This is a genomic window from Paenarthrobacter sp. YJN-D (assembly GCF_015040335.1).
In the GTDB taxonomy this organism is placed as follows: Bacteria; Actinomycetota; Actinomycetes; order Actinomycetales; family Micrococcaceae; genus Arthrobacter; species Arthrobacter nicotinovorans.
Genome location: NZ_CP053549.1, coordinates 1,753,483 through 1,776,029 on the forward strand (window position 1 = coordinate 1,753,483; position 22,547 = coordinate 1,776,029).

Here is a 22,547-nt window from a genome sequence, read left to right on the forward strand (position 1 = left end):
ATTGTAAACGTTTCCAGTCCTAAGGATGCTTTCTTTACGGGCTGACTCGCAAGCGCGCTTTTCAAAAGAAGCAATTGCACTGTAGTGTGTGGAAGCGCTTGCAGTTGTGAGCCATGTCACCGGCGATGCGACCGGGCCCAGAGCCCCTGCCGTCGAAGGAAAAAGAACGAAAGGGACACCAATGAAGGTGCACAACACCCTCGAGACTCGAACCACCCGCCGCGTTTTCACCACGGGAGCCATCTCTGCCGTGGCAGCCCTGGCCCTGAGCGCTTGCGGCGGAAGCGCTTCCACATCGCCCACCTCCGAAGCCGCAAAGCCCGACCTCAAAGCGTCAGGAGCCGGTGTCATCACCATGTGGGTAGACGCCGAACGCTCGCCGGCGTTGAAGGACATCACCGAAAAATTCAAGTCGGACACCGGCATCGAAGTGAAGCTCGTGGTCAAGGACTTCGCAGCGGTCCGGGACGACTTCATTACCCAGGTGCCCACCGGACAGGGGCCGGACCTCATTGTTGGACCCCATGACTGGATCGGCAAATTCGTCCAGAACGGCGTCATCGCACCCGTGGAACTCGGCGACAAGGCCGGCCAGTTCCAGGACTCCTCCATCACGGCCATGACCTACAACGGGGCTGTTTACGGTGTCCCGTACGCCATCGAGAACATCGCGCTCCTTCGTAACACCGGCATCGTGGACAGCAAAGCCGCCACCTTGGACGAAGTTGTGGCCAACGGAAAGAAAGCCGTTGCTGACGGTAAAGCCACGTTCCCGTTCCTGGTCGGCATGGACCCCAAACAGGGCGACCCGTACCACCTGTACCCATTGCAGTCCTCCATGGGTTCGCAGGTCTTCGGCAAGAATGCCGATGGTGGCTATGACGCCAAGCAGCTCCTCATTGGTGACGCCGCCGGCGTCGAATTTGCCAAGAAGCTGGCTGCTTGGGGCGATTCCGGCGAGAAGATCATCAACTCCAACATCACCGGCGACATCGCCAAGGAGAAGTTCCTGGCCGGCGAATCCCCGTACTTCCTGACCGGACCGTGGAACGTTCCGGACGTGCAGAAGAAGGGCATCAAGTTCGCAGTGGATGAACTGCCGACTGCCGGTGGCGAACCCGCCCAGCCTTTCATCGGCGTCAACGGCTTCTTCATCAGTGCCAAGAGCGCCAACGCCTTGGCCACCAACGAATTCGTCACCAACTACCTCACCTCGGAATCTGCCCAGGACTCCATGTATGCAGCCGGTGGCCGTCCGCCGGCCCTCAAGTCCTCCTTCGAGAAGGCTGCCAGCGATCCCGTGGTGGAAGCGTTCGGCAAGATCGGTGCCACCGGCGTTCCCATGCCTGCCATCCCCGAGATGAGTGCAGTGTGGGCTGATTGGGGAGCTACGGAGCTTGCCATTATCAAGGGCCAGGGCGACCCGGCTGAGGCATGGGCCAAGATGGCCGCCAGCATCAAGTCCAAGATCGGCGGCTGATCCCGCACCGGTGATTCCACCGGTCTGCCCAGGGCCGGGCGGCACACCACCGTCCGGCCCGTGCCTGCCGCCATCCGCTTGACGCAAGGACCCACAATGCCAACCCCAGACCTCCAAGAACTCCCGGCAACCGCCGCCAGCACCGCACCGCCCCGGCCGCGTCGCGGCAATACCCGCCGCATGCAGGGCAAGCACCACCCCGATTCCCTCAAGGGCACCATCCTGAAGATTGTCCTGTTGGGCCTGGTGGATGCCTTCGCCGTCTACGTGCTGATGATGCTCTTCCTGAGCCAGTCGTGGGCTGCGCTGGGAGTGTCCGCCCTGGTGGTCGTTGCCATCAACTGGATCTACCTCCGCAAGGGTGGGCTGCCCGCCAAGTACCTCGCTCCCGGTGTGCTGTTCCTGCTGGTTTTCCAGGTCCTGGTGGTGGTTTTCAGCGGCTACATCGCGTTCACCAACTACGGAGATGGCCACAACAGCACCAAGGATGATGCCATCTCCGCCATCCAGTTAACTGCCCAGAAGCGTGTCCCGGATTCGCCCGCTTACAAGGCATCCGTGCTCACCAAGGGCAGTGATTTCTACCTGCTGCTCACGGACCCCTCCGGGAAAGCGCAGATTGGCAGCACCGGGCAAGCACTCGCTGACGCGACGGCTGCGGGCAAGGATTCCACCGGCAAAGCAAACTCCCTGCCCGGCTACGAGACCCTCAAGTTCCAGGAGATCGTGGCCAATCAACAGGAGATCCTGAAGATCGCGGTCCCGGTCTCCAGCGATCCCGCTGACGGAACGCTGCGCACTGCGGACGGCAGCACGGCCTACCAGTTCAAGCCCGCCCTGCACTATGACGCCGGCACGGACACCTTCACGGACACTGAAACCGGTACCCAGTACACCGACAACGGCAAAGGTGCGTTCGCGGATTCCAAGGGTGAAACGCTGGCTACCGGCTGGAAGATCGACGTCGGCCTGGACAACTTTGCCCGCGCCTTCACCGATCCCAGCCTCCGCGGACCGCTCCTCGGCGTGATTATCTGGACCTTCACCTTCTCCATTGCATCGGTGGCACTGACCTTCATCATGGGCCTCTTCCTGGCCATCACGTTCAACCGTGAGGACCTCCGTGGCAAGAAGGTGTACCGGATACTGATGATCCTGCCCTACGCGTTCCCGGCCTTCCTCTCCGGATTGGTATGGTCCGGCATCCTGAATCCCGAGTTCGGCTGGCTCAACCAGACCCTGCTGGGCGGTGCGAACATCGGGTGGCTGACCGACCCCGTCCTGGCCAAGGTCAGCGTGCTGGTGGTCAACGTGTGGCTCGGCTTCCCGTACATGTTCCTCGTCTGCACCGGCGCGCTGCAGTCACTGCCCTCCGAAATTGACGAGGCCGCACGCATGGACGGCGCCTCCGCCTGGCGGGTGTTCCGCTCCATCAAGCTGCCGCTGCTCCTGGTGTCCGTGGCACCCCTGCTCATTTCGTCCTTCGCATTCAACTTCAACAACTTCAACGTGATTTACATGCTGACTGGCGGTGGGCCACGCTTCGCGGACACCGATCGCGACATCGGAGCCACCGACATCCTGATCACCCTGGTCTACAAGGTGGCTTTCGGCCAGGGAACAGGCCGTGATTACGGGTTGGCCAGCGCACTGGCCATCATCATCTTCATCATCGTGGCCACGATCTCGGCCATCAGCTTCAAGCAGACCAAAGCACTCGAGGACGTGAACTGATGAGCGTACGCACTCTCGCCGCCAGCAAGGAAACAGCGTCCGACGGCGGCCCCTCGCCGCTGGTGCCCAAGCGCCGCCCGTTCGGGGTTTGGTTCAAAGACAAGGGGTGGCGGCATGTGGTGGGAGTCGTCACGACGATCTTCGCAGTGTTCCCCCTCCTGTACGTATTGTCCGCGGCACTGGACTCCAACGGCACCCTGGTAGGTTCCAACGGGCTGTTCTCCAGATTCGACACCGGCAACTTCACGGCTCTCTTCAGCGATCCAAGCCGCCCATTCGGCCGCTGGTTCGTGAACACGCTGGTGGTGGGGGTGGTGACCTCAGCCGCCACGGTGTTCCTCGGTGCCATGGCCGCGTACGCTTTCTCCCGGATGCGCTTCAAGGGCCGCCGGGTGGGCCTGCTGACGCTGCTCCTGCTGCAGATGTTCCCGCAACTGTTGGCCGTCGTCGCGATCTTCCTGCTCCTGAGCGGCATCTCACAGGTGATCCCGGCCCTGGGGCTCGGCAGCCAACTGGGCCTCATCATGGTGTACCTCGGAGGTGCGTTGGGCGTGAACACGTATCTCATGTACGGGTTCTTCAATACTGTCCCGCAATCCTTGGACGAAGCCGCCAAGATCGACGGCGCCAGCCACGTGCAGATCTTCTTCGGCATCATCCTCCGCCTGGTGACACCGATCCTTGCTGTCGTGGGACTGCTGGCATTCATTGGAATCTCCAGCGAATTCGTCATCGCCAGCGTGGTCCTGACAGACCCCGACAGTCAGACACTCGCCGTCGGGCTTTACTCCTACGTGGCCCAGCAGCGTTCGGAGAACTGGGGAGTCTTCGCAGCCGGCGCAGTCATCGCGGCCATCCCTGTCATGGCGCTGTTCCTGTTCCTGCAGAAATACATTGTCAGCGGACTTACCGCCGGCTCAGTGAAAGGCTGACCATGCCCATCGCGCTTCCGCATCACGACGGCTCCAGCCTCTTCGTCTCCACGTCCTCCCCTCTGTCCGTATCCCTTGGCGATACCGTCCGCCTCCGGGTACGCGTCCCCCAGGGGTGGGGTCCGGCGTCGAAGGTCTGGGTCCGGTCCGTCCCGAACGGCGAGCCGCGCTACGACGCCGCCATCCGGCTGGGCACGGCCGACGGCTGGGAATGGTGGGAAGCGGCGATGCTGGTAGCCAACCCCGTGGCCAAGTACCGCTTCCTGCTGGAAGTCACAGAAGCGCACGACGACGGCGCTCCCGCCGGCACGGCGGTATCTGGCACGGCGGCATCTGGCACGGCGGTATCCGGCACGGTGGGGCGGAGCTACTGGAACCTCAACGCCCAAGGGCTTTTCCGGCGCGATGTGTCCGACGCCGCCGATTTCAGGGCGACAACGTTTGCCCCGGCGCCGGAGTGGCTCCGCCGAGGAACCATGTACCAGGTGTTCCCGGACAGGTTCGCCCGCTCGGAGCAGGCAGATGGCCACCCTGTTCCCGATTGGGCCATCGGATGTTCCTGGGATGAGCCGGTTGTCGGGACGGGCGGGCAGGCAGCTACTCAGTTCTACGGGGGAGACCTGCCGGGAATCACGGGCAAGCTCGATCACCTCCGGGAGCTGGGCGTCGATGTCCTGTACCTGACTCCGTTCTTTCCGGCCCGCTCCAACCACCGTTACGACGCATCCACTTTCGACTCGGTGGACCCGCTCCTGGGCGGGGACCAGGCCCTGGTGCAGCTGGTGGAAGCGGCGCACGCACGCGGGATCAAGGTCCTGGGGGACCTCACCGCGAACCACTCGGGCGCTGCGCATGAGTGGTTCGTCAAGGCGCTCGCAGATCCGGGCTCGGAGGAAGCAGGCTACTACTACTTCAGCGCCGACCGTTCCAGCTACGAGTCCTGGTGGGGAGTGCCGTCGCTGCCCAAGTTCAACTGGGCCTCGGATGCTCTGCGCCGACGCTTCATCACCGACGAAGACTCGGTGGTGGCGCGCTGGCTCAAGCCACCATTCAGCCTGGACGGTTGGCGGATCGACGTCGGCAACATGACCGGGCGCCTCGGATCCGTGGACCTCAATCACGAAGTAGCCCGGCTCATCGCGGACCGGGTTCGCGAGATCAACCCGAACGCCGCCCTGCTGGCCGAGTCCACGTCCGACGCAGCCCCCGATGTCACCGGTGAACACTGGCAGGGTGCCATGACGTACTCCAACTTCACCCGCCCCTTGTGGTCCTGGCTCGCCAAGGACGCTCCGGATGTGAACTTCTTCGGCTCCCCCCAAACAGGGCCAAACAGGATCGGCGCGGAAGATCTCCTGGCCACCCACCAGGATCTGTCCGCCGGATTTAGCTGGGGTGTGCGACAAAACAACATGAACGCCCTGAACACGCACGACACCGCCCGGGCGGCAACGGTCATGATCGACGGCGGCCCGGAAGTGGGCGCAGTACTCGCCTTCTGCCTGCCGGGCGTTCCCGTCATGTTCGCCGGCGATGAGTTCGGCCTGGAAGGGTTCAACGGCGAAGACTCCCGGACCCCCATGCCCTGGGACGCCCCGGAGCGGGTGGGCAAGGACTTGCGTTCGGCTTACGCCACCCTGGGACGGCTCCGCAAAGAGCTGCCGGCACTGGGCGACGGCGGGATCCGATGGCTCCACGCCCAAGGGGATGCCCTGGTCTTCATCCGTGAATGCTCCGGGACCTCAGCGCTGGTCTTCGCCGCGAGGTGCGACGCCACTGTCGTCATGGATTCCTCTGTCCTGTCCAAACCGCAATTGCGGGCCCTGCTGGCCGCGCCACGGCACCAGTCCGGGACGGTGACGTCGGCACCGGCCGGACCAACCGGCGTCGACGGCGTGCGGCTGAGGGCGGAAGGGCCGTCGGCCGGCGTCTGGGAGCTCCCGGGAACCGCAGTGCCGGGCCGGTAGGGGGCGCCAGGTTCCGTGCCGGCCGACGCCGGTCTGGCTAGACTGGCACCACAGAAAACACTGCGAAGACTGCCGGTTTGGCGTGTCCGCGGTGCACATGTGGAGGGAAAGTCTTGTCGGACGAAACGGCTATCGCCGGAACATCAGGAGAAAGCGTCAGGAGCCGCACAGTCGGCGGAACAGAAACTGCACGGCACACCGCCGCGCAAAGGGACTTCCTGGCGGAACTGGCCAACGGCCTTGAAGACCGCCAACTCGCCCGGGACGAAGAAACCCTCACGGTCTACTCAATCGACCAAGGGCCCACAGTGGAGCGACACCTTCCATTGGCCGTTGTGTGGGCAGAATCCGTAGAGGATGTCCAGCACGTGGTTCGCAGCTGCGCCGCCCATCACGTGCCGATCGTCGCCCGTGGCGCGGGAACCGGCGTATCGGGAGGAGCGCACGCCACCGAAGGCTGCATCGTCCTGAGCCTGGAACGGATGAACCGCATCCTGGACCTCAACCCCGATGACGAGACCGCCGTCGTCGAACCGGGCGTCATCAACGCCGAGCTGAACGCCGCCGCCGCCCCGCACGGCCTCATGTACGCGCCCGACCCGGCGAGCTACAAAATGTCCACCATCGGCGGCAACGTGGCCACGAACGCTGGAGGCCTGCGCTGCGCCAAGTACGGCGTGACACGCGATTCCGTGCTGGCGCTGGATGTCGTGATGGCGGACGGTTCGCTCATGCACACCGGCCACCAGACCTTTAAGGGCGTGGCAGGCTACGACCTGACCGCGCTGCTGGTGGGCTCCGAGGGAACCCTGGGCATCGTGGTCGGGATAACTGTCCGGCTGAAGTACCTCCCGTGCGAAGTCCACACCATCGCTGCGTTCTACCAGGACTTCCGCAACGCTGCCGCCGGAGTGCTGGCCGTTGGCCGGGCGAGGGTACAACCGGCCATCATGGAACTCCTGGACAACGGGACCCTTGAGCAATTGGACGAATTGCACGGAGGCGACCTACAAAAGCGCGGCAAGTCCCTGCTCCTCATCCAGACCGACGGCTTCGGCGCCGCTGCGGAGGCCGACGTCGTCCGGGAGGTCCTCGCCGCGGGCGGCGCCACAGTCACCACCGAAGCCAGCGCCGAGGCGGAAATGCTGGTGGAACTGCGCCGCAACAGCCGCGGCGTGGAAGTCGACGACGAGTTCAGGGTAGGGGAAGACATCGCGGTGCCGCGTTCACGCCTGGTGGACTTTGTCGCCGAACTGGAAGCCATGGCCGCACGCTTCCAGGTCCGCCTCAAAGTAGTGGCCCACGCCGGCGACGGCAACCTCCACCCCACGTTCTGGATGGACCGGGTAGACCCCGCCACGGATGCCGACGCACTGGTCCGGCTCAACGCCGCCCTCGACGAATCCATCCGGGTAGGCCTGGAAATGGGCGGGACCATCACGGGCGAGCACGGGATCGGGCAGTACAAGCTCCGCTGGCTGGGGCTTGAGCAGCCTGAGCCGGTGCGTGAGTTGCAGCGGCGGATCAAGGAGTTGTTCGATCCGCAGGGGATCCTGAATCCGGGGAAGGCTATCTAGGGCAGTCCGTGGGCGCGTGGGCGGCCCAAAGGGCCAGAACGCTCTGCGCGCTCGGTCGTGCCTCCCTTAGACGCGCGCTGCCGCGTTCCGGCCCTTTGGGCCGGTGCGCCTTGAGCACCCACTGGTATCCCAAAATTTACCGACCGCTTATTACATCCCGCCGATTCCCTGCATTTACTTTCCGTCAATCACCTCATAGTCTTACTTGGTATACCAAAGTGGCTATGAGGAGATTGACGTGGAAGAACGGCGCAGAGCTGGTGTCCTACCTTCGGGGAGTGGGGGCCGACTCGCTACGGGGCTCGTGTTGCTTGCTCTCGTGATGGTTTCCATCAATCTCCGGCCGGCCATTACCACCGTCGCCGGGGTGCTGAACCAGGTTCCCGGGGTGTTTGGGCTGGATCCTGCGCTGCTTCCGCTGCTGGGGACCCTGCCGGTGCTGGCCTTTGGTATTTCGGGTCCGATCGGGCCTTGGCTGGCCCGGCGGGTCGGAACCGGGCGTGCCGTTGCGGTGGCCCTGTTGGTACTGGCTGCGGCCCTGATCGTTCGTGCGACGGTGCCTGCGCTGCTGTTGCCCGGTACATTCCTGGCGGGCTCGGCGATCATGACCGCAAGTGTGCTGGTACCGCAGATCGTCAAAGCCAATCGCGGCACCGGCTGGTGGACTGGCCTGTGCACTATGGGATTCGGTCTCGGCGCTGCGCTGGGCGCGGGACTCGTTCAGCCCCTGGAGCAGGCCTTTGGCGGAAACCTGCCCTCAGCCCTCGCGGTGTGGGCGGTGCCCGCTTTGATCGGCGCGTTCCTGATCCATCGGTCCGGAGGACGGCCGACGGCGGCACCCGCCGCTGCGGGTACGGTTTCCGGAGCCTCCGGTGCAGCCACACCGCTGCGGAGACAGCGCACGGCGTGGGCTGTCACGGCGTTCTTCGGCCTTCAGGCGATGCTGTACTTCGCCATCACGTCGTGGCTGGCCGTGTACCTGGTATCCCGGGGTCTTTCGCCAGCCGACTCTGCGGCATTGCTCGCTTGGTTCAGCCTGGCGGGACTCCCGGCCAGTTTGCTGGCCCCGGTCCTTGCCAGCCGCCCGCGTATCCTGCGGGTCATGGCGCCGGGACTGGGGTTGTCGGTGGCCGTTGCCCTCCTGGGAGTCCTCACCGCACCTACGGAACTGCAGTTCATCGCCGTCGGGGTTTTGGGGGTTGTCCAGAGCGCAGGCTTCGGATTGGCCATGGCCCTGGTAGTGATCCGGTCAGCCGGGCCGCAATCTGCCGGGCGGCGATCGGCCATGAGCCAGGGCTTCGGATTCGCCCTGGCCTCCCTCGGCCCGCTGCTGGCAGGGTTGCTGCATGCGGTGACCGGAGGGTGGGAGGTGACGTTCTGCGTGCTTGCCGCGGAAGCTGTGGTGCTGGCCGGTGCTGGATTCTTCGCAATCCGCGGACCATTGGTCAGCGTGGGATCAGCCGAGTCAGCCCCGGAGCCGGCCGGGCCTGTCGGGGCGCACCCCCGCGGCGTATCCTCGGCGTTATGACGAACTCATCAGGGACGAACCAGCCAGCAACACCCGCCACCGAAATCCTTGAAACCAACGAATGTTGGGAGCTCCTCCGGGGCGTCTCAGTGGGCAGGCTTGCCGTGTGGGTGGACGACCACCCGGACATCTTCCCCGTGAACTACAAGGTTGACCACGGCACCATGGTGTTCCGGACCGGCGAGGGTACCAAGCTCCACGCTGCCCTCGGCGACGCGCCAGTGGCCATCGAAGCCGATGGGGTCAACGCCGAAACCGGCGTGGCGTGGAGCGTGGTGGTCAAAGGCCAGGCGTCGGCCGTGAAACTGACCCAGGAGGTGCTGGACACCATCGGGCTCCTGCTCTTTCCCTGGGAGGCAGGGCAAAAGGACCAGTTCATCCGCATCACGCCCAACAAAGTCACGGGACGGCGCTTCACGGTGACTCCCGCCGTGACCTGGTGGACGCCGCTCGATAACGCCTCCACGGCCCGCGCCGAATAGGCCGAACCAAGAAACCCGCCCCTGTCCGGCTTCTTCCCCTTGCGGGGCGGGAGCTTGGTCAGGGGCGGGTTTCGTGCCGGCTAGACGAGTTCCAGCTGGTCGGCCACTACCTTGCCGGCGTGGATGACCGTGCGGTCCCTGCCCCGGTCCATCACCGTGGACGCCACAGTTTCGCCGTCCACCAGGAGCAGTTCCGCCGGATCGCCAACCTCGACGCCGGGACGGTGGGCCGTGTCCTTCAGCCGGGTCGCGGCGGGGTCCAGGATGCTCGCCCCGCCGATGGTGGCGATGGCCAGGCAGTGCTCGATCAACTCGTCCTTGCGGAAGCCATGGGTAAAAGCGAGCTGCCACGTCCGGTCCAGCATGTCGGTGTTGCCGTAGGGGGACCAGTAGTCACGCTGGCCGTCCTCGCCCAGGCCAAGCCGTACCCCGGCCTCGGTCAGCAGCGGGATGGGCAACTGGCCGGCAGCAGCTGGAGCCACCGAAGCCAGGGAGACATCAAGCTCTGCGAAGGCGTCAATCAGCCTGCGCGTGGTGGCCTCATTGACGCTGCCCAGTTGGTAGGCGTGGGACATGGTCACCTTGCCCTGCATCCCCAGGGCCCGCGTCCGTTCCAGCACCAGGTCCGTGCTGAAGACGCCGAGTTCGCCGGGTTCGTGAAGGTGGATATCAATGGGGACCTGGTACTTCTCGGCGAGGCCGAACACGATGTCGAGGTGCCTCGCAGGGTCCCGGTCCAGGGTGCAGGGATCAATGCCACCCATCACGTTGGCGCCGGCCTTGAGCGCTTCCTCCATGAGTTCCACCGTCCCTTCCTCCAGTAACAAGCCGGCTTGGGGGAAAGCAATAATGTCCACCGAAGCCTGGCCGGCGAACTTCTCCTTGGCGGCAGCAACGGCGTCGAAGCGTTCCAGCCTGCAGTCCACGTCAACCTGTGCGTAGGAGCGGACCCGGGTGGTGCCCCTCGCGATCATCCTCCCCAGGGTGTCGTTCACGCGATCCTGCAGTGGCACCTCGGCGTTGCGCCAGTTCTTCCGGTCGTTCATCATCATGGTCCACACACCCGGACCGCCGGTGTGCTCGCGGAACGGCAAACCGATCCGGGTGGAATCGAGGTGGACGTGGACGTCGGAGAAGGAGGGCAGCAGCAAGCGTCCGCGTCCCTCCACTACGGTCACGTCGGCTGGAACGGCGCGGTCCGGGTCATGAGGTTCGACGCCGGTGATCTTGCCGCCTGCTTCTCCCGCGACGATGGTGACATCGCTGAGCGCTTGCCCCCACGGGCGGACGGCACGGATCAGGGTATTCAATGGTTGCTCCTTTGGTTGTGGATCAATTGCCTGCGTCTATTTCACGCCCGCCAGGGCCGTTGCGGCCATACCCGCGTGGTGGCAGGCCGGCGCGGCGGGCGTCGCCGGTGTTGGAATCTCGTTGATGCAGCGCTGGCGTTGTTCTTCCGGGAGGGTCCCGATCAAGGGGCAACGGGTCCGGAAGACACAGCCGCTGGGCGGATTGGCAGGAGAGGGCAGGTCGCCTCGAAGCCGGATCTTCACCTGTTCCCGGGCAGCCCTTGGATCCGGCAGGGGCACTGCCGAGAGCAGGGCCTTGGTGTAGGGATGCAGGGGGTTCCGGAAGAGCTCGTCGCGGGGTCCCTGCTCCACGATCTTGCCCAGGTACATCACCGCAACTTCGTGGGAAATGTGCCGGACCACGGAGAGATCGTGGGCGATGAAAATGTAGGAAACGCCGGTGTCCTGCTGGATCTGCTGCAGGAGGTTCACCACCTGGGCCTGCACGGAGACATCCAGCGCGGAGACGGGCTCATCGCACACAATGACCGACGGGTTCAGGGAAATGGCCCGGGCAATACCCACGCGTTGGCGTTGCCCGCCGGAGAATTCATGCGGGAACCGGTTGTAGTGTTCCGGCTTCAGGCCAACCTGGTCCAGGAGTTCCTTGACCCGGTTCTTAAGGCCGCCAGGCGGGTTGATCTTCTGCGCCACCATGGGAGCGGCAATGGCTGTGCCCACGCTCTGCCGCGGATTCAGGGAAGCGAAAGGATCCTGGAAGATCATCTGGACCTTGCGGCGGAAGTTGTACAGCTCCCGGCCCCGCAACTGGCTGATGTCCACGCCGTCGATCACTATCCGCCCGGCCGTCGGGTCCATAAGCCGGGCCACCATGCGGCCGGTGGTCGACTTGCCGCAACCGGACTCACCCACGAGCCCCAAAGTCTGGCCGCGGGCGAGACTGAAGGACACGCCGTCGACCGCTTTGACCGATCGCTTGGCGGCTCCCGGCAGCAACCCGCCCTTCAGCGGGAAGTGCTTTTGCAGGTTCTCCACCTGGAGAATTGGTTCATGTTCCACGGCTGGTCCTAACGCGAATTCCGGATGGTGATGATCTGCGGGCCGCTCAAGTGGCAGCGTTGGCCGTGGCCGTCGTCGATTGTCAGCTCCGGGCGCTGCTTGGCGCAGACGCCGTCGCCGACGAGCTCGGCGTACTGGCAGCGTGCGCTGAAGATGCAGCCCTTCGGCAGGTCAAGGAGCGACGGCGGCTGGCCGGGTATCGGGTTCAGCCGGCCCGCGGCGCTGTTCAGCGTGGGCATGGAGTTGAGCAGGCCCAGGGTATATGGATGCCGGGTGTCGTAGAAGATGTCGTCCACCGGCCCGGACTCGACGCACTGGCCGCCGTACATGACCAGCACGTTGTCGCAGACCTCGGCCACTACGCCGAGGTCGTGCGTGATGAGGATCAGCGCAGAGTTCGTTTCCTCCTGGAGCTCTGACATGAGGTCCAGGATCTGCGCCTGGACAGTCACGTCCAGGGCGGTGGTGGGTTCGTCGGCAATCAGCAGCTCCGGCTCGCAGATCAGCGCCATCGCGATCATTGCGCGCTGGCGCATGCCACCGGAGAAGTGGTGCGGGTACTCGTCGAAGCGCTGCTCCGGGCTGGGGATACCCACCCTTCCCAGCATGTCGACGGCGGCTGCCCGGGCCTGCTTTTTGCTCGCCTTGTTGTGGACCAGGTAGGCCTCGGCAATCTGGTGGCCCACAGTGTAGAAGGGGTGCAGTGCCGACAGTGGATCCTGGAAGATCATTCCGATGTTGCGGCCGCGGAGCTTGCGCATGGCGGACTCGGGCAGCGTCACCAGGTCCTTGCCTTGGAACATGGCCTGCCCGGTCACCTGCGCGGAGGTGCCTTTGAGCAGGCCCATCAAGGCCTGGCTGGTGACGGACTTTCCGGATCCGGATTCACCCACGATGCCCAGGGTCTCGCCACGTTCCAGGGCGAAGTCCATGCCGTTCACTGCGGAGACAACGCCGTCATCCGTAGGGAACTTCACTGTGAGGCCGTGGACTTCAAGGAAAGCAGCGGTTGCTGTACTTCCGGCAGTAGCGCTCGCGGTGTTGGTCTGAAGCTGGGTCATTGGAGCCTCACTCGGGGATCGATGGCGGCGTAGGCGAGGTCCACGGCGACGTTCGCAACGATGACGAAGAACGCGGCCAGCATGGTGATGGCCATGGTGACTGGAAGGTCGCCGGAGATGGCGGCGTGCACTGCCGTGAAGCCCAGGCCCGGGACGGAGAAAATCTGTTCAGTGAGGACCGCGCCCCCGAGAAGGAGGCCGATGTCCATTCCGAGCATGGTGACAACCGGGGTGATGCCGGCACGGACGCCGTGCTTGAACGTGACCGTCCGGGGTGCCAGTCCTTTCGCGCGGGCGGTCCTGATGAAGTCCTCGCCAAAGGTTTCAATCATGTTGGTTCGGGTGACGCGGATGTAAGAGGCGCTGAACAGGACAGCCAAGGCGATCCACGGCAACAGATAGTTGGCCACCCAGGCTCCGGGACCCTGCGGTCCGAACGGGCTGTTGATTTCGTTGGTGGTGAACGGCAGAAGATGCAGCTGGTTGACGAACAGGAGCAGCAGAAACAAGCCGGTGACCGGGATGGGCAGCGAGACCCCCACTGAGGCAGCACCCACGATGAACTTGTCCACCGGCGTTCCTTTGCGGAGGGCGGCCAGCAGACCCAGTCCGACGCCGGTGATGGTCCACAGGACCAGTGCGCCGATGGCCATGGAGAAGGTGTAGGGGAGCGAGCGGCCGATGATGTCGGCAACGTTCTCATTGGTTTGGAACGACTTGCCGAGGCAGGGCCATTCGCAAAGCGTCTGGGCTCCCGGAGCGCCGATCATGCGCGAGGAGAAGAAGCCCCGGATGTAGTCGATGTACTGGATAAGGAATGGCTGGTCCATGCCCAGGGCTACGCGGGCTTCAGCCACGCGTTCGGGAGTGCACTCCTGGCCGCAGGCTGCGGCGGCGGGATCGGACGGACCGAGCTGGAAGAGCGTGAACGTAATGAAACTGACGGCGGCAAGCAGCAGGACCAGCGATCCGGTCCGGCGAAGAATGAAAGTCATCATGGTGGTGGTTGCGGGCCGCCCGCCGGGGCAGGCGGCCCGCTTCTCCTTCTGGACTATGCCCGAATGGTTGTCAAAGCCCGGTTACTGCTCGACGCCGACGATGGAGAGGTCGATGCCGCCGAAGAAGTAGCCCACCTGGGCATTGCGGACATTCGAACCGACCACGCTGTTCGTGTGGCTGCGGATAAGCGGGACGATCGGGTAGGTCTTCAAGGCAGAACCGAAGGCCTCTGCCCACTTCTTGCCAAGTTCCTCGGAGGTGCCGTCCGTGTTGCGCAGATCGAACATTGCCTTGGACACAACGGGGTCGAAGTAACGGGACGTGTTGGAGAAGCCATAGCTGGTGCCCTCATTGTTCGGTCCCAACAGAGGGTCGGCGGAGGTGCGGATCGACGCCGGGTCGGCGCCACCGCACCAGCCGGAGCGGCCCATGTCCGGGAGCTGTTCGCTGGCAAGGACCGAGTAGTAGTTCGGGGCGGGAATCGGAACCAGTTCCACGTCGATGCCCAGGGCCTTGAGGTTCTGCTGGACCACTGTGCCGGTGTTCTTGAAGGCGTCCCGGTTGTTGGCGTAGCCGTACGTCAGGGTCTTGGGGTAGTCCTTGCCTTCCAGGAGCTTCTTGGCTTCCTCGAGCTTGGGCTTGCCGGTGGGGTCCAGTTCCAGCTCCGTTTCCACGTAGCCGCGCATCTTGGAGTTCAGCGGGCTCTGGGTGATCTCGCCGAAGCGGCGTCCGCCGTACTGGACCAGGATGGACTGGCGGTCCAGGGCCAAGGCGATCGCCTTGCGGACGTCCGGGTCCTTGATCTTCTGGGTGTTCAGGCTCAGGACGTCGTTGCAGCCCAGCAGGCCCGAAGCTACGCGGTCCTTGACCTTGGCATCTGCCAGCTTTGCGGAGTCGGAGGTTTGAAGCGCGCCGTTGGAGTCGAGCGTGATGGCGTTGGGGTCCGAGTCGGCAAGCAACTGCTGGCTGATGGTGGCCTGGGACGTGGACAGGGAGAAGCTGAAAGTGTCCGGGAGGGCGGAGCGGTTGGGGTCGGTTGCCGGATCCCAGTGCGGATTGCGGACCAGCTTGAGGGACTTGCCGCGGTTGTAGGACTCCACCATGTACGGGCCCGAGGAAACGGGGTGGTTGGTGTAGTCCAGCTTGGTGTCCTTGGCTTTGGGGACCGGAGCCGTGTTGGAGCGCGACGCCAAGGCCGGGAACTCGGCGAAGGGCTTCTTCAAGTGGAAGACCACGGTGCGCTCGTCGGGCGTTTCAACAGCCTGAAGCACAGCGGCAGGATCCTTGTACGGACCCTTGTACCCGCCGGCGTCGAGCGCTGCATTCAACTCCTGCGGCGCCTGGGTGAAGACATCCTGGGCGAAGGTGCGTTCCACTCCGTACTTGATGTCGGCGGAGGTGATCGGTGTTCCGTCCTCGAACTTCACGCCGTCCTTGAGGGTGAACGTCCAGCTGAGGCCGTCATCGGAGACCTTGCCCGTGTCCGTGGCGAGGTCCGGGACCACCGTTGGCGGCTGGCCCGCTGTTTCCTTGGCCATGGTGAGCGTGCGGTAGTACAGCTGGCCGACGTTGGCCGTCTGGACGTAGTTGCTGTTGCCCGGGTCCAGGGTCTGGAAATCGGAGGACATCAGGACGTTGAGGTTTCCGCCCTTGGAAGTGAAGCCGGACTTGACCACATTGGGGGCCAGTTCGGTGACGGACTCCGCGGGCTTGGAGTTGCCCGGCTGGTTTTGGCCGGCGCCGCAGCCGGTGGCTGCCACGGCAATCAGCACGGAAAGAGCAAGGGCTCTTGCGGGGGTTTTCATGATGCTCCTTGTAGAGGGTGGGGCGATGCGGGGAATGGTGCGGAATTTGTCGGCGGGGTTCTTTGTCAGCGGGAGGACTTGGGATCCAGCGCATCCCGGACGGCGTCGCCCAGGAGGTTGAAGGCCAGCACGGTGACGATGAGCATGATGCCCGGTACAGCCAGGAACCACGGGTCGCTGAGGTACCAGTTGCCGGACTGGGCGGCGTTGAGCATCTGGCCCCACGACGGTGTGGGGTCCTTGACACCGACGCCGAGGAAGGACAGTGCCGCTTCGGCGGAGATGTTGGTGGGGATCAGCATGGTGGCGTACACAAGGACGACTCCCATGACGTTGGGGATGATCTGCCGGAAGAGGACGCTGAGGTGGGAGGCACCGAAGGACCGGGCGGCTTCCACGAATTCGCGCTCGCGGAGGCTCAGCACCTGGCCGCGGACGATGCGTGCAAGGTAGGCCCAGCCGAAGAAGCCCAGGATGATCACCAGCGAGGCCATGGGCAGGAAGCTGCCTTCGCCCAGCGGGGTATCGCGGAGCCGTGACTGCAGGATGGGCGTCAGCGAGAGCACCAGGAGCAGGTGCGGGAACGCGAGGAACAGGTCCATGATCCGGCTGATGATGGCGTCTGTCTTGCCGCCGAAGTAGCCGGCGGCTGCGCCAAGGACCGTGCCGAGGACCACGGAGACTGCAGTGGAAAGCAGCGCAATGGTCAGGGAGACCTGGCCGCCGTAGGCAAGCCGCGCGAAGAGGTCCCGGCCCAGTCCGGGCTCCACACCCAACCAATGCTGCGCCGAGGGGTACATGAACCCGGGGAGGGGCAGCCCGGGTGTTTGGAAGTCGTCCAGGACTTCGGGGCTGGTGTTGGACGTGTAGGGATCGTTGCCGGACATGGCGCTGAGCACAGGGGCAAGGATGGCGAACAACAGGATTGCCACCACGACGCACAGGCTAAGAAGTGCCACCTTGCTGCGTCGGATCCGCATCCATGCGGTGGCGAGCAGTGAGCGGGCTTCGGCAGGTGCCGCCACTTTGCCTTCCGGCGTCGTTGCCGGAGGCAGCGGCGGACTGCCGGTACTTGGTTCGACGGACTGTATCTGGGTCAACGGTTCTGCTCGTTTCGTGATCAGGAGCTTGCTCCGGAGTTCTTGTATACCAAAATAGACTAGAGCAGGATTCATGCGATGTAAATCACAAATAATGTACTGTTTGGAATACCAGAGAGTAATACGAGTTGTCCGGACGGGACAGGAAACAGGAGACGACGTGCGCACAAAGGTCACCGCCCGCTACGTGCTGGGCCACCACAACGGACATCACGTGCTGCTGGAAAACGCGTGCGTGGTCTACAGCGGCCACACCATCGACTTCGTGGGCCATGACTTCACCGGTCCTGTGGACGAGGAACGGCACATGGGGGATGCGCTGCTCATGCCCGGCCTGATCGACCTCGATGCCCTCACCGACATCGACCACCTCATCCTGGACAGCTGGGCCGGCGCTGAGCAGGCCAAAGGCCACCAGTGGTCCGAGGACTATTTCCGTAACCGCCGCACCGATGTCTTCACGGCCGGGGAACGCCAGCAGATCCGTCAGTACGCCCTGATCCAACTCGTCCTGCACGGCATCACCACCTACATGCCCATCGCCTCCGAAGTGCACTCCGAATGGGCGGAATCGTTCGAGGAGCTGGCGGGCATGGCAGAGACAAGCCGGCGGCTGGGCCTGCGCGGCTACCTCGGCCCGGCCTACCGCTCGGGCGTGAACGTCGTGTTGGACGATGGCAGCCGTTCAGTCATGTTCGACGACGACCGCGGCCGTGAGGGTCTTGCCGACGCCTTGCGCTTCATTGACCACGCGAACGAGCTCAACGATCCCTTGGTCAACGGAGTCCTGCTCCCGTGCCGCATTGAGACGCTGGACATCGAATTGCTCAAAGCCACTGCCGCAGCTTCCAGCGAGCGGGACGTGCTGGTGCGCCTGCACTCCCTGCAAGGGCTCGTGGAGCGACAACTCATCCAGGACTGGCACGGCGTAACGCCACTGGAACTCCTCGACCAGGTAGGCCTCCTCAACGAGCGGCTCCTGATCCCGCACGCCACCTACACGGACAGGAACCCTGCGGTCCATGGCGAGGATCGCGGCGACCTCGCGCAGTTGGCGGACAGCGGCGCCAGCATCATCCACTGCCCCCTCACCTCCATGCGTTACGGCAGCACACTGGACTCCTTCAACGCCTACAAGAGCGCGGGCATCAACATTTCCCTGGGCACGGACTCATTCCCGCCCGATCTCATCCGGGGCATCGATGCCGGCGTGCAGCTCGCCAAGATCCTCGCCGGAAGCAACGACGCCGGAGACGTCGCCGGATACTTCGACGCCGCCACGCTGGGCGGTGCCCACGCCTTGAGGCGCCCGGACCTGGGCCGGCTTGAGCCCGGCGCCCAGGCTGACCTGGTGGCGTTCTCCTTGGAAGACTTCCGCGACGGCGTCCACGACGACCCGCTGCGGACCCTCCTTCTCAACGGCACAGCCCGCCAGGCCGTGCTGTCCGTCGTGGCAGGCCGGACCATCATGGTTGACGGGACGATCGAAGGCGTTGACCTGGCCTTTTGGCGGTCCAAGGGGCAGGAATTATTCGACAGGATGCGTGGAGCCTACAGCAGCCGTGACTTTGGGAACCGCCCGGCCGATGAGCTGTTTCCGCCCGTGTATGCTCGGTTGGAACGCTGACCGGCGCCGCCCGGCGGCGGCAGCGTACGCAGTGATGAAGGGAAGTTCCACAGTGGCTGAGGCGACGCCGGAAACCGGGAATGGCCGCGATGACGAGGCCCGCGCGGAGAACGTCTACCAATTGGTACTGGAGGGCATTGTCACGGGCAAGTACGCCCAAGGCGTGCGGCTGCGCGAACGCGAACTCTCGGAGATTTACAGCGTCTCCCGCATCCCGGTCCGTGAGGCCATCCAGCGCCTGGAGCAGGACGGTTTCGTGGAGACCTTCCCGCGCCGCGGGGCGGTGGTCCGCCAGCTGACTCTCACGGACGTCAATGAGCTCTTTGATATCCGCCTGTGCTTGGAAACCTTCGCCGCGAGGATGGCCGCCACCCGGGTGGCCGAGGGCAGCGACGGCGGCCGGTTGGAGGAACTCATGGAGGCCTCCAACGCCGCCATCGACGAGGACCGGACCGAGGATGTCGCCGTGATCAGCGCAGAGCTTCACGCCGAGATCGTGCGCCTGTCAGGGAACAGGCTCCTCATCGAATCCGTGAAGCCGCTGTTTGGGCGTATGCGCTGGATTTTCGGGCTCACGCACAACCGCAGCAACGAACTCCAACGCGACGAGCATACGGAACTCTGCAACGCGATCCTCAAGGGCAAGCCGGACCTGGCGTATTCACTGGCGTACTCGCACATCGAGCTGGGCCGCGAGCCCGTGCTGAACGGGCTCGCGGAAACCCTGGAACCCTGAGTTTTTGTCCAGATAACGCCCTTTAGGAGCCGTCTTAGGGGCGTTAGCTGTACAAAAACTCCATTAGTCGTCGGCGTCCGGGTACTCGTCCTCGTCGTCGTACCGGCCTGACTCCTCCACTTCGACCTCAAGGATCTTGAGCAGTTCCGTGTCCGGGTTCAACATGATGGCGGCCTCGTCACGGCGGTGCTGCAGCACAGTGTCCAGGTAGGACTGCACGGTTTCAGCCAACGGCACGTACCTGTCCTGTTTCTGGCTCATGTACCAGCGGTGTTCCAGGACCTCGTGAACAACCTCAGCCGGCTCCAGCTTTCCCGCCAGATGGCGTGGGATGGAGCGGACAATGGGCTCGAAGATCTGGCTGACCCAGATGTGCGCGCTGATTTCCTCGTCCAGGTCCGGGTTGTTGTCGGCCCGGAACTGGTCCATGTCGTTCAGGAGCCTGCGGGCCTGGTTCTCCTGGGCGTCCAAACCGGTCAGGCGTAGCAGCCGCCGCTGGTGGTGCCCGGCGTCCACCACCTTGGGCTGGAGCTGGATGGTGGAGCCGTCCGCCGTCGTCTTGATGGCGTATTCTTCAACGTCGAAGCCGAGCTCGTTGAGGCGCCGGATGCGTGCACCCACGCGCCAGCGCTCGCCCAGTTCGAAGGATTCCTTCTCGGTCAGTTCAGTCCACAACCGGCGGTAGCTGCCCATGATCAGCTCACTGGTGGCTACAGGATCCACCTTCTCCTCAATGAGGCCGCCGTCCAGCAGGTCCATGAGCTCACCGGCGATGTTCACCCTGGCGATCTCAAGGTCGTATTCGCGCTGGCCCATGGAAAGGTCCGGGTAGAGCTCGCCCGTTTCGGCGTCCACCAAATAGGCGGCAAAGGCACCTGCGTCACGGCGGAACAGCGTGTTGGACAGCGAGACGTCGCCCCAGTAGAAGCCGATCAGGTGCAGGCGGACCAGCAGGAGGGCCTGCGCATCAATAAGGCGGGTCAGGGTGTCCTTGCGGAGCATCTGCGAAAACAGGGCGCGGTAAGGCATGGAGAACTTCAAGTGCCGGGTCACCAGCACCGGATTGAGCGGCCGGCCATCTGCCGTGGTGCGGCCGGTAATGACGGCTACGGGCTCCACACAGGGGACATCCAGCCGCGCCAGTTTGCGCAGCATATGGTACTCGTGCCGTGCAACGTGCTCCGACGTTTCCTTGATGGCGATCACCGAACCGCCCAAGTGGGCGAACCGGACAATGTGCCGGGAAATACCGCGGGGAAGGGCGGCAAGGTTCTCAGCCGGCCAATCCTCCAACGCAATGTGCCAGGGCAGATCCAGCAACTCCGGATCTGCCGTTGCCGCCGTGATGTTCAGCGAACCGATGACGCTGGCCGGAGGGGCGGCATCCTGCGCGCTGGCAGCCTCGGTCCGCGGGAGCTTGCCGATCTGCCCGTAGTCGGTGGGTTCGTCGTGCCACTGGGCTTCGTTTTGCTCGCTCATGCCTCAATTGTTCCGTACTCAGGGGAAGCGGACGCACCCGCGTCCGTGAAGGGGTTCAGCGGCGGGGCTGACCATTCGACGTCGGGGGCCTCCTGGAAGACGACGCCCTGCTTGGCGAGGCGCTCACCAAAGGCGCCCAGCCGACGTCGGAAGTCACCGGCGTTGCGCAACTCCTGGCCGGTCCAGGCGACTTCCGCCAGCGAGATGGCCCGGGGGTAGAGCAACCACTGTGCTTGTTGATTGTTGCGGACGGTCTCGGTCCAGAGGGGGCCTTCGACACCCAGGATCTGCTGGTCCGTCAGGCCGCCTTGGGCCGGGTCCCAGTTGTAGTACTCGGCCCAGGTGAAGGGGCCGCCCTTGACCCATTCAAGGCCCACAGGACTCTCCGGGGAGTACTTCTGGTCCAGATAGGTGTTGGCTGCCGGCGACATGATCAGTGTGGGTGTGCTGGCATCAGCCTGCTGGACAATCGCTTCCAGATCTCCGAACCAGTACTGGATCACGGCCCCGTTCGGAAGCTCTGCCTCGGCGAACTCGTTCCAGCCCACCACGGTCTTTCCGGTGAGTGAAGCCAAGCGGGCAAATTCCTGCATCATGTCGAGGTAGTTCCGGTGCCCCGTTACCAATGCTTCGTCGCCACCGATATGCAGGTAGGGGCCAACGGTTATCGCGGCAAGCTGGCCCAGGACCTCGGCTACGAACTCATAGGTGGCCGGGAGTGAGGCGTCCAGCGTTGACCAGCCGACGTCGGCAGTGGTGCTCATGTCCTTGGCGACGCCGTCCGGGTTGAGCTGCGGAATGGCCGCGAGGGCGGCGTTGACGTGTCCGGGAAGGTCGATCTCCGGAATGACGACGACGTTCCTGACAGCGGCGTACGCCTGGAGTTCCTTGTAATCCTGCTGGGTGTAGAAACCGGACTTGCCGCGGGGCGGAACTGCCGTGGCGACTTCCACCGCTCCCTGGCCGCCCACGTCGGTCAGCTTGCTGTAGTCCAAGCCCGACGGGTTCTCTTCCGGTTGGCGGATTTCGATCCGCCAGCCTTGGTCGTCGGTCAGATGCAGGTGAAGGGCATTGAACTTGAACTGCGTCATGACGTCGATCTGCTCCTTGACCTCCTCCACCGTGAGGAAGTTGCGGGCAACATCGAGCATGAGGCCGCGGTAGGCAAAGCGCGGAGCGTCCAGGATCTCGACGGCGGGAACCACCCAGGTGCCGGCGTCGCGGTTTTGGGCGGCGTCGGTTTCTTCGATCGCTGCGGGGAAGAGCTGCCTGAGCGTTTGCAGTCCGTTGAACAGGCCGGCAGGGGTGGAGGCGGTAAGCCGGACGCCATCCTCGGCGACGGTCAGTGTGTAAGCCTCTCGGCCGCCGTCGAACGAATCCACCAACTCCAGGGCGATATCTCCTGGGCGGTGTTCTTCAACCAGCGGCAGTGCAAAGCCGGTGGCGGTGCGGAGCAGCGCGGCTAACTGTTCAGCGGGCTGCGCGGCGGCATGGCCGGCCGCGATCCTGGCGCCGGGGGAGAGGGTGAAAGCCGGGCCGTCCTGGGGTGCGACGTGGGAGGGCCGGGGAATCAGGTGATCTGTGGTGTTCATGCCGTTCTTTCCGGGAAGAAGGTTAACGTGATAACGGCCCGACCGGAAGGGTCGGGCCGCCATCACAATGCGGAACGTA

17 protein-coding genes are annotated in these 22,547 nt (G+C 64.3%); 9 read left to right on the plus strand and 8 right to left on the minus strand.

Features of this window, described 5'->3' with window-relative positions:
• The first annotated feature begins 181 nt into the window (after positions 1-181).
• From HMI60_RS08280 to HMI60_RS08310, 7 genes are all read left to right on the plus strand, one after another.
• The gene (locus tag HMI60_RS08280) at positions 182-1,480 is read left to right on the plus strand and encodes a maltose ABC transporter substrate-binding protein (RefSeq protein ID WP_193590933.1); all 1,299 of its coding nucleotides are present in this window, start codon (positions 182-184) and stop codon (positions 1,478-1,480) included.
• Between the two features lie 96 nt (positions 1,481-1,576).
• Positions 1,577-3,214, plus strand: a complete 1,638-nt coding sequence (locus HMI60_RS08285; RefSeq protein WP_193590934.1) for an ABC transporter permease subunit — start codon at positions 1,577-1,579, stop codon at positions 3,212-3,214.
• Complete coding sequence (locus HMI60_RS08290) at positions 3,214-4,146, plus strand: sugar ABC transporter permease (protein WP_039239841.1); 933 nt, start codon at positions 3,214-3,216, stop codon at positions 4,144-4,146. The genes HMI60_RS08285 and HMI60_RS08290 overlap by 1 nt, the downstream gene beginning before the upstream one ends.
• A gap of 2 nt (positions 4,147-4,148) precedes the next feature.
• A complete protein-coding gene (locus HMI60_RS08295) occupies positions 4,149-6,113 on the plus strand; it encodes a glycoside hydrolase family 13 protein (RefSeq protein ID WP_193590935.1) in 1,965 nt (654 codons plus the stop codon).
• Positions 6,114-6,226: 113 nt separating this feature from the next.
• Positions 6,227-7,690 (plus strand): FAD-binding oxidoreductase, encoded by a 1,464-nt coding sequence (locus HMI60_RS08300; protein WP_193590936.1) that lies wholly within the window; start codon positions 6,227-6,229, stop codon positions 7,688-7,690.
• A 304-nt stretch (positions 7,691-7,994) separates the two neighbouring features.
• Positions 7,995-9,218, plus strand: a complete 1,224-nt coding sequence (locus HMI60_RS08305; RefSeq protein ID WP_193590937.1) for an MFS transporter — start codon at positions 7,995-7,997, stop codon at positions 9,216-9,218.
• Positions 9,215-9,700, plus strand: coding sequence for a pyridoxamine 5'-phosphate oxidase family protein (locus HMI60_RS08310; RefSeq protein ID WP_193590938.1), 486 nt, complete (start codon positions 9,215-9,217; stop codon positions 9,698-9,700). Before HMI60_RS08305 ends, HMI60_RS08310 begins: the two co-directional genes overlap by 4 nt.
• 80 nt (positions 9,701-9,780) lie before the next feature.
• Here the strand turns inward: HMI60_RS08310 and HMI60_RS08315 are convergent, their stop codons facing one another.
• The 6 genes from HMI60_RS08315 to HMI60_RS08340 form a co-directional block, all read right to left on the minus strand.
• Entirely contained in the window at positions 9,781-11,010 is a 1,230-nt protein-coding gene (locus HMI60_RS08315) for an amidohydrolase family protein (RefSeq protein ID WP_055974230.1), read from the minus strand.
• 36 nt (positions 11,011-11,046) lie between these two features.
• Positions 11,047-12,069, minus strand: a complete 1,023-nt coding sequence (locus tag HMI60_RS08320; RefSeq protein ID WP_018779868.1) for an ABC transporter ATP-binding protein — start codon at positions 12,067-12,069, stop codon at positions 11,047-11,049.
• Between the two features lie 8 nt (positions 12,070-12,077).
• Positions 12,078-13,130 (minus strand): ABC transporter ATP-binding protein, encoded by a 1,053-nt coding sequence (locus HMI60_RS08325; protein WP_193590939.1) that lies wholly within the window; start codon positions 13,128-13,130, stop codon positions 12,078-12,080.
• Positions 13,127-14,128 carry an ABC transporter permease gene (locus HMI60_RS08330; RefSeq protein ID WP_055974226.1) on the minus strand — a complete coding sequence of 334 codons (1,002 nt, stop codon included), beginning with the start codon at positions 14,126-14,128 and terminating at the stop codon, positions 13,127-13,129. Before HMI60_RS08330 ends, HMI60_RS08325 begins: the two co-directional genes overlap by 4 nt.
• Positions 14,129-14,209: 81 nt before the next feature.
• Entirely contained in the window at positions 14,210-15,934 is a 1,725-nt protein-coding gene (locus tag HMI60_RS08335) for an ABC transporter substrate-binding protein (RefSeq protein ID WP_110506123.1), read from the minus strand.
• A gap of 65 nt (positions 15,935-15,999) precedes the next feature.
• Complete coding sequence (locus HMI60_RS08340) at positions 16,000-17,034, minus strand: ABC transporter permease (protein ID WP_209783734.1); 1,035 nt, start codon at positions 17,032-17,034, stop codon at positions 16,000-16,002.
• Positions 17,035-17,194: 160 nt separating this feature from the next.
• Between HMI60_RS08340 and HMI60_RS08345 the strand changes: the two genes are divergently transcribed.
• The gene (locus tag HMI60_RS08345; protein WP_193590940.1) at positions 17,195-18,661 is read left to right on the plus strand and encodes a chlorohydrolase family protein; all 1,467 of its coding nucleotides are present in this window, start codon (positions 17,195-17,197) and stop codon (positions 18,659-18,661) included.
• 34 nt (positions 18,662-18,695) lie between these two features.
• Positions 18,696-19,397, plus strand: coding sequence for a GntR family transcriptional regulator (locus HMI60_RS08350; protein ID WP_227453684.1), 702 nt, complete (start codon positions 18,696-18,698; stop codon positions 19,395-19,397).
• A gap of 63 nt (positions 19,398-19,460) precedes the next feature.
• Here the strand turns inward: HMI60_RS08350 and HMI60_RS08355 are convergent, their stop codons facing one another.
• A complete protein-coding gene (locus HMI60_RS08355) occupies positions 19,461-20,876 on the minus strand; it encodes a DUF4032 domain-containing protein (protein WP_018779875.1) in 1,416 nt (471 codons plus the stop codon).
• Positions 20,873-22,468 carry a beta-N-acetylhexosaminidase gene (locus tag HMI60_RS08360; RefSeq protein WP_193590941.1) on the minus strand — a complete coding sequence of 532 codons (1,596 nt, stop codon included), beginning with the start codon at positions 22,466-22,468 and terminating at the stop codon, positions 20,873-20,875. Before HMI60_RS08360 ends, HMI60_RS08355 begins: the two co-directional genes overlap by 4 nt.
• Positions 22,469-22,547: the final 79 nt, after the last annotated feature.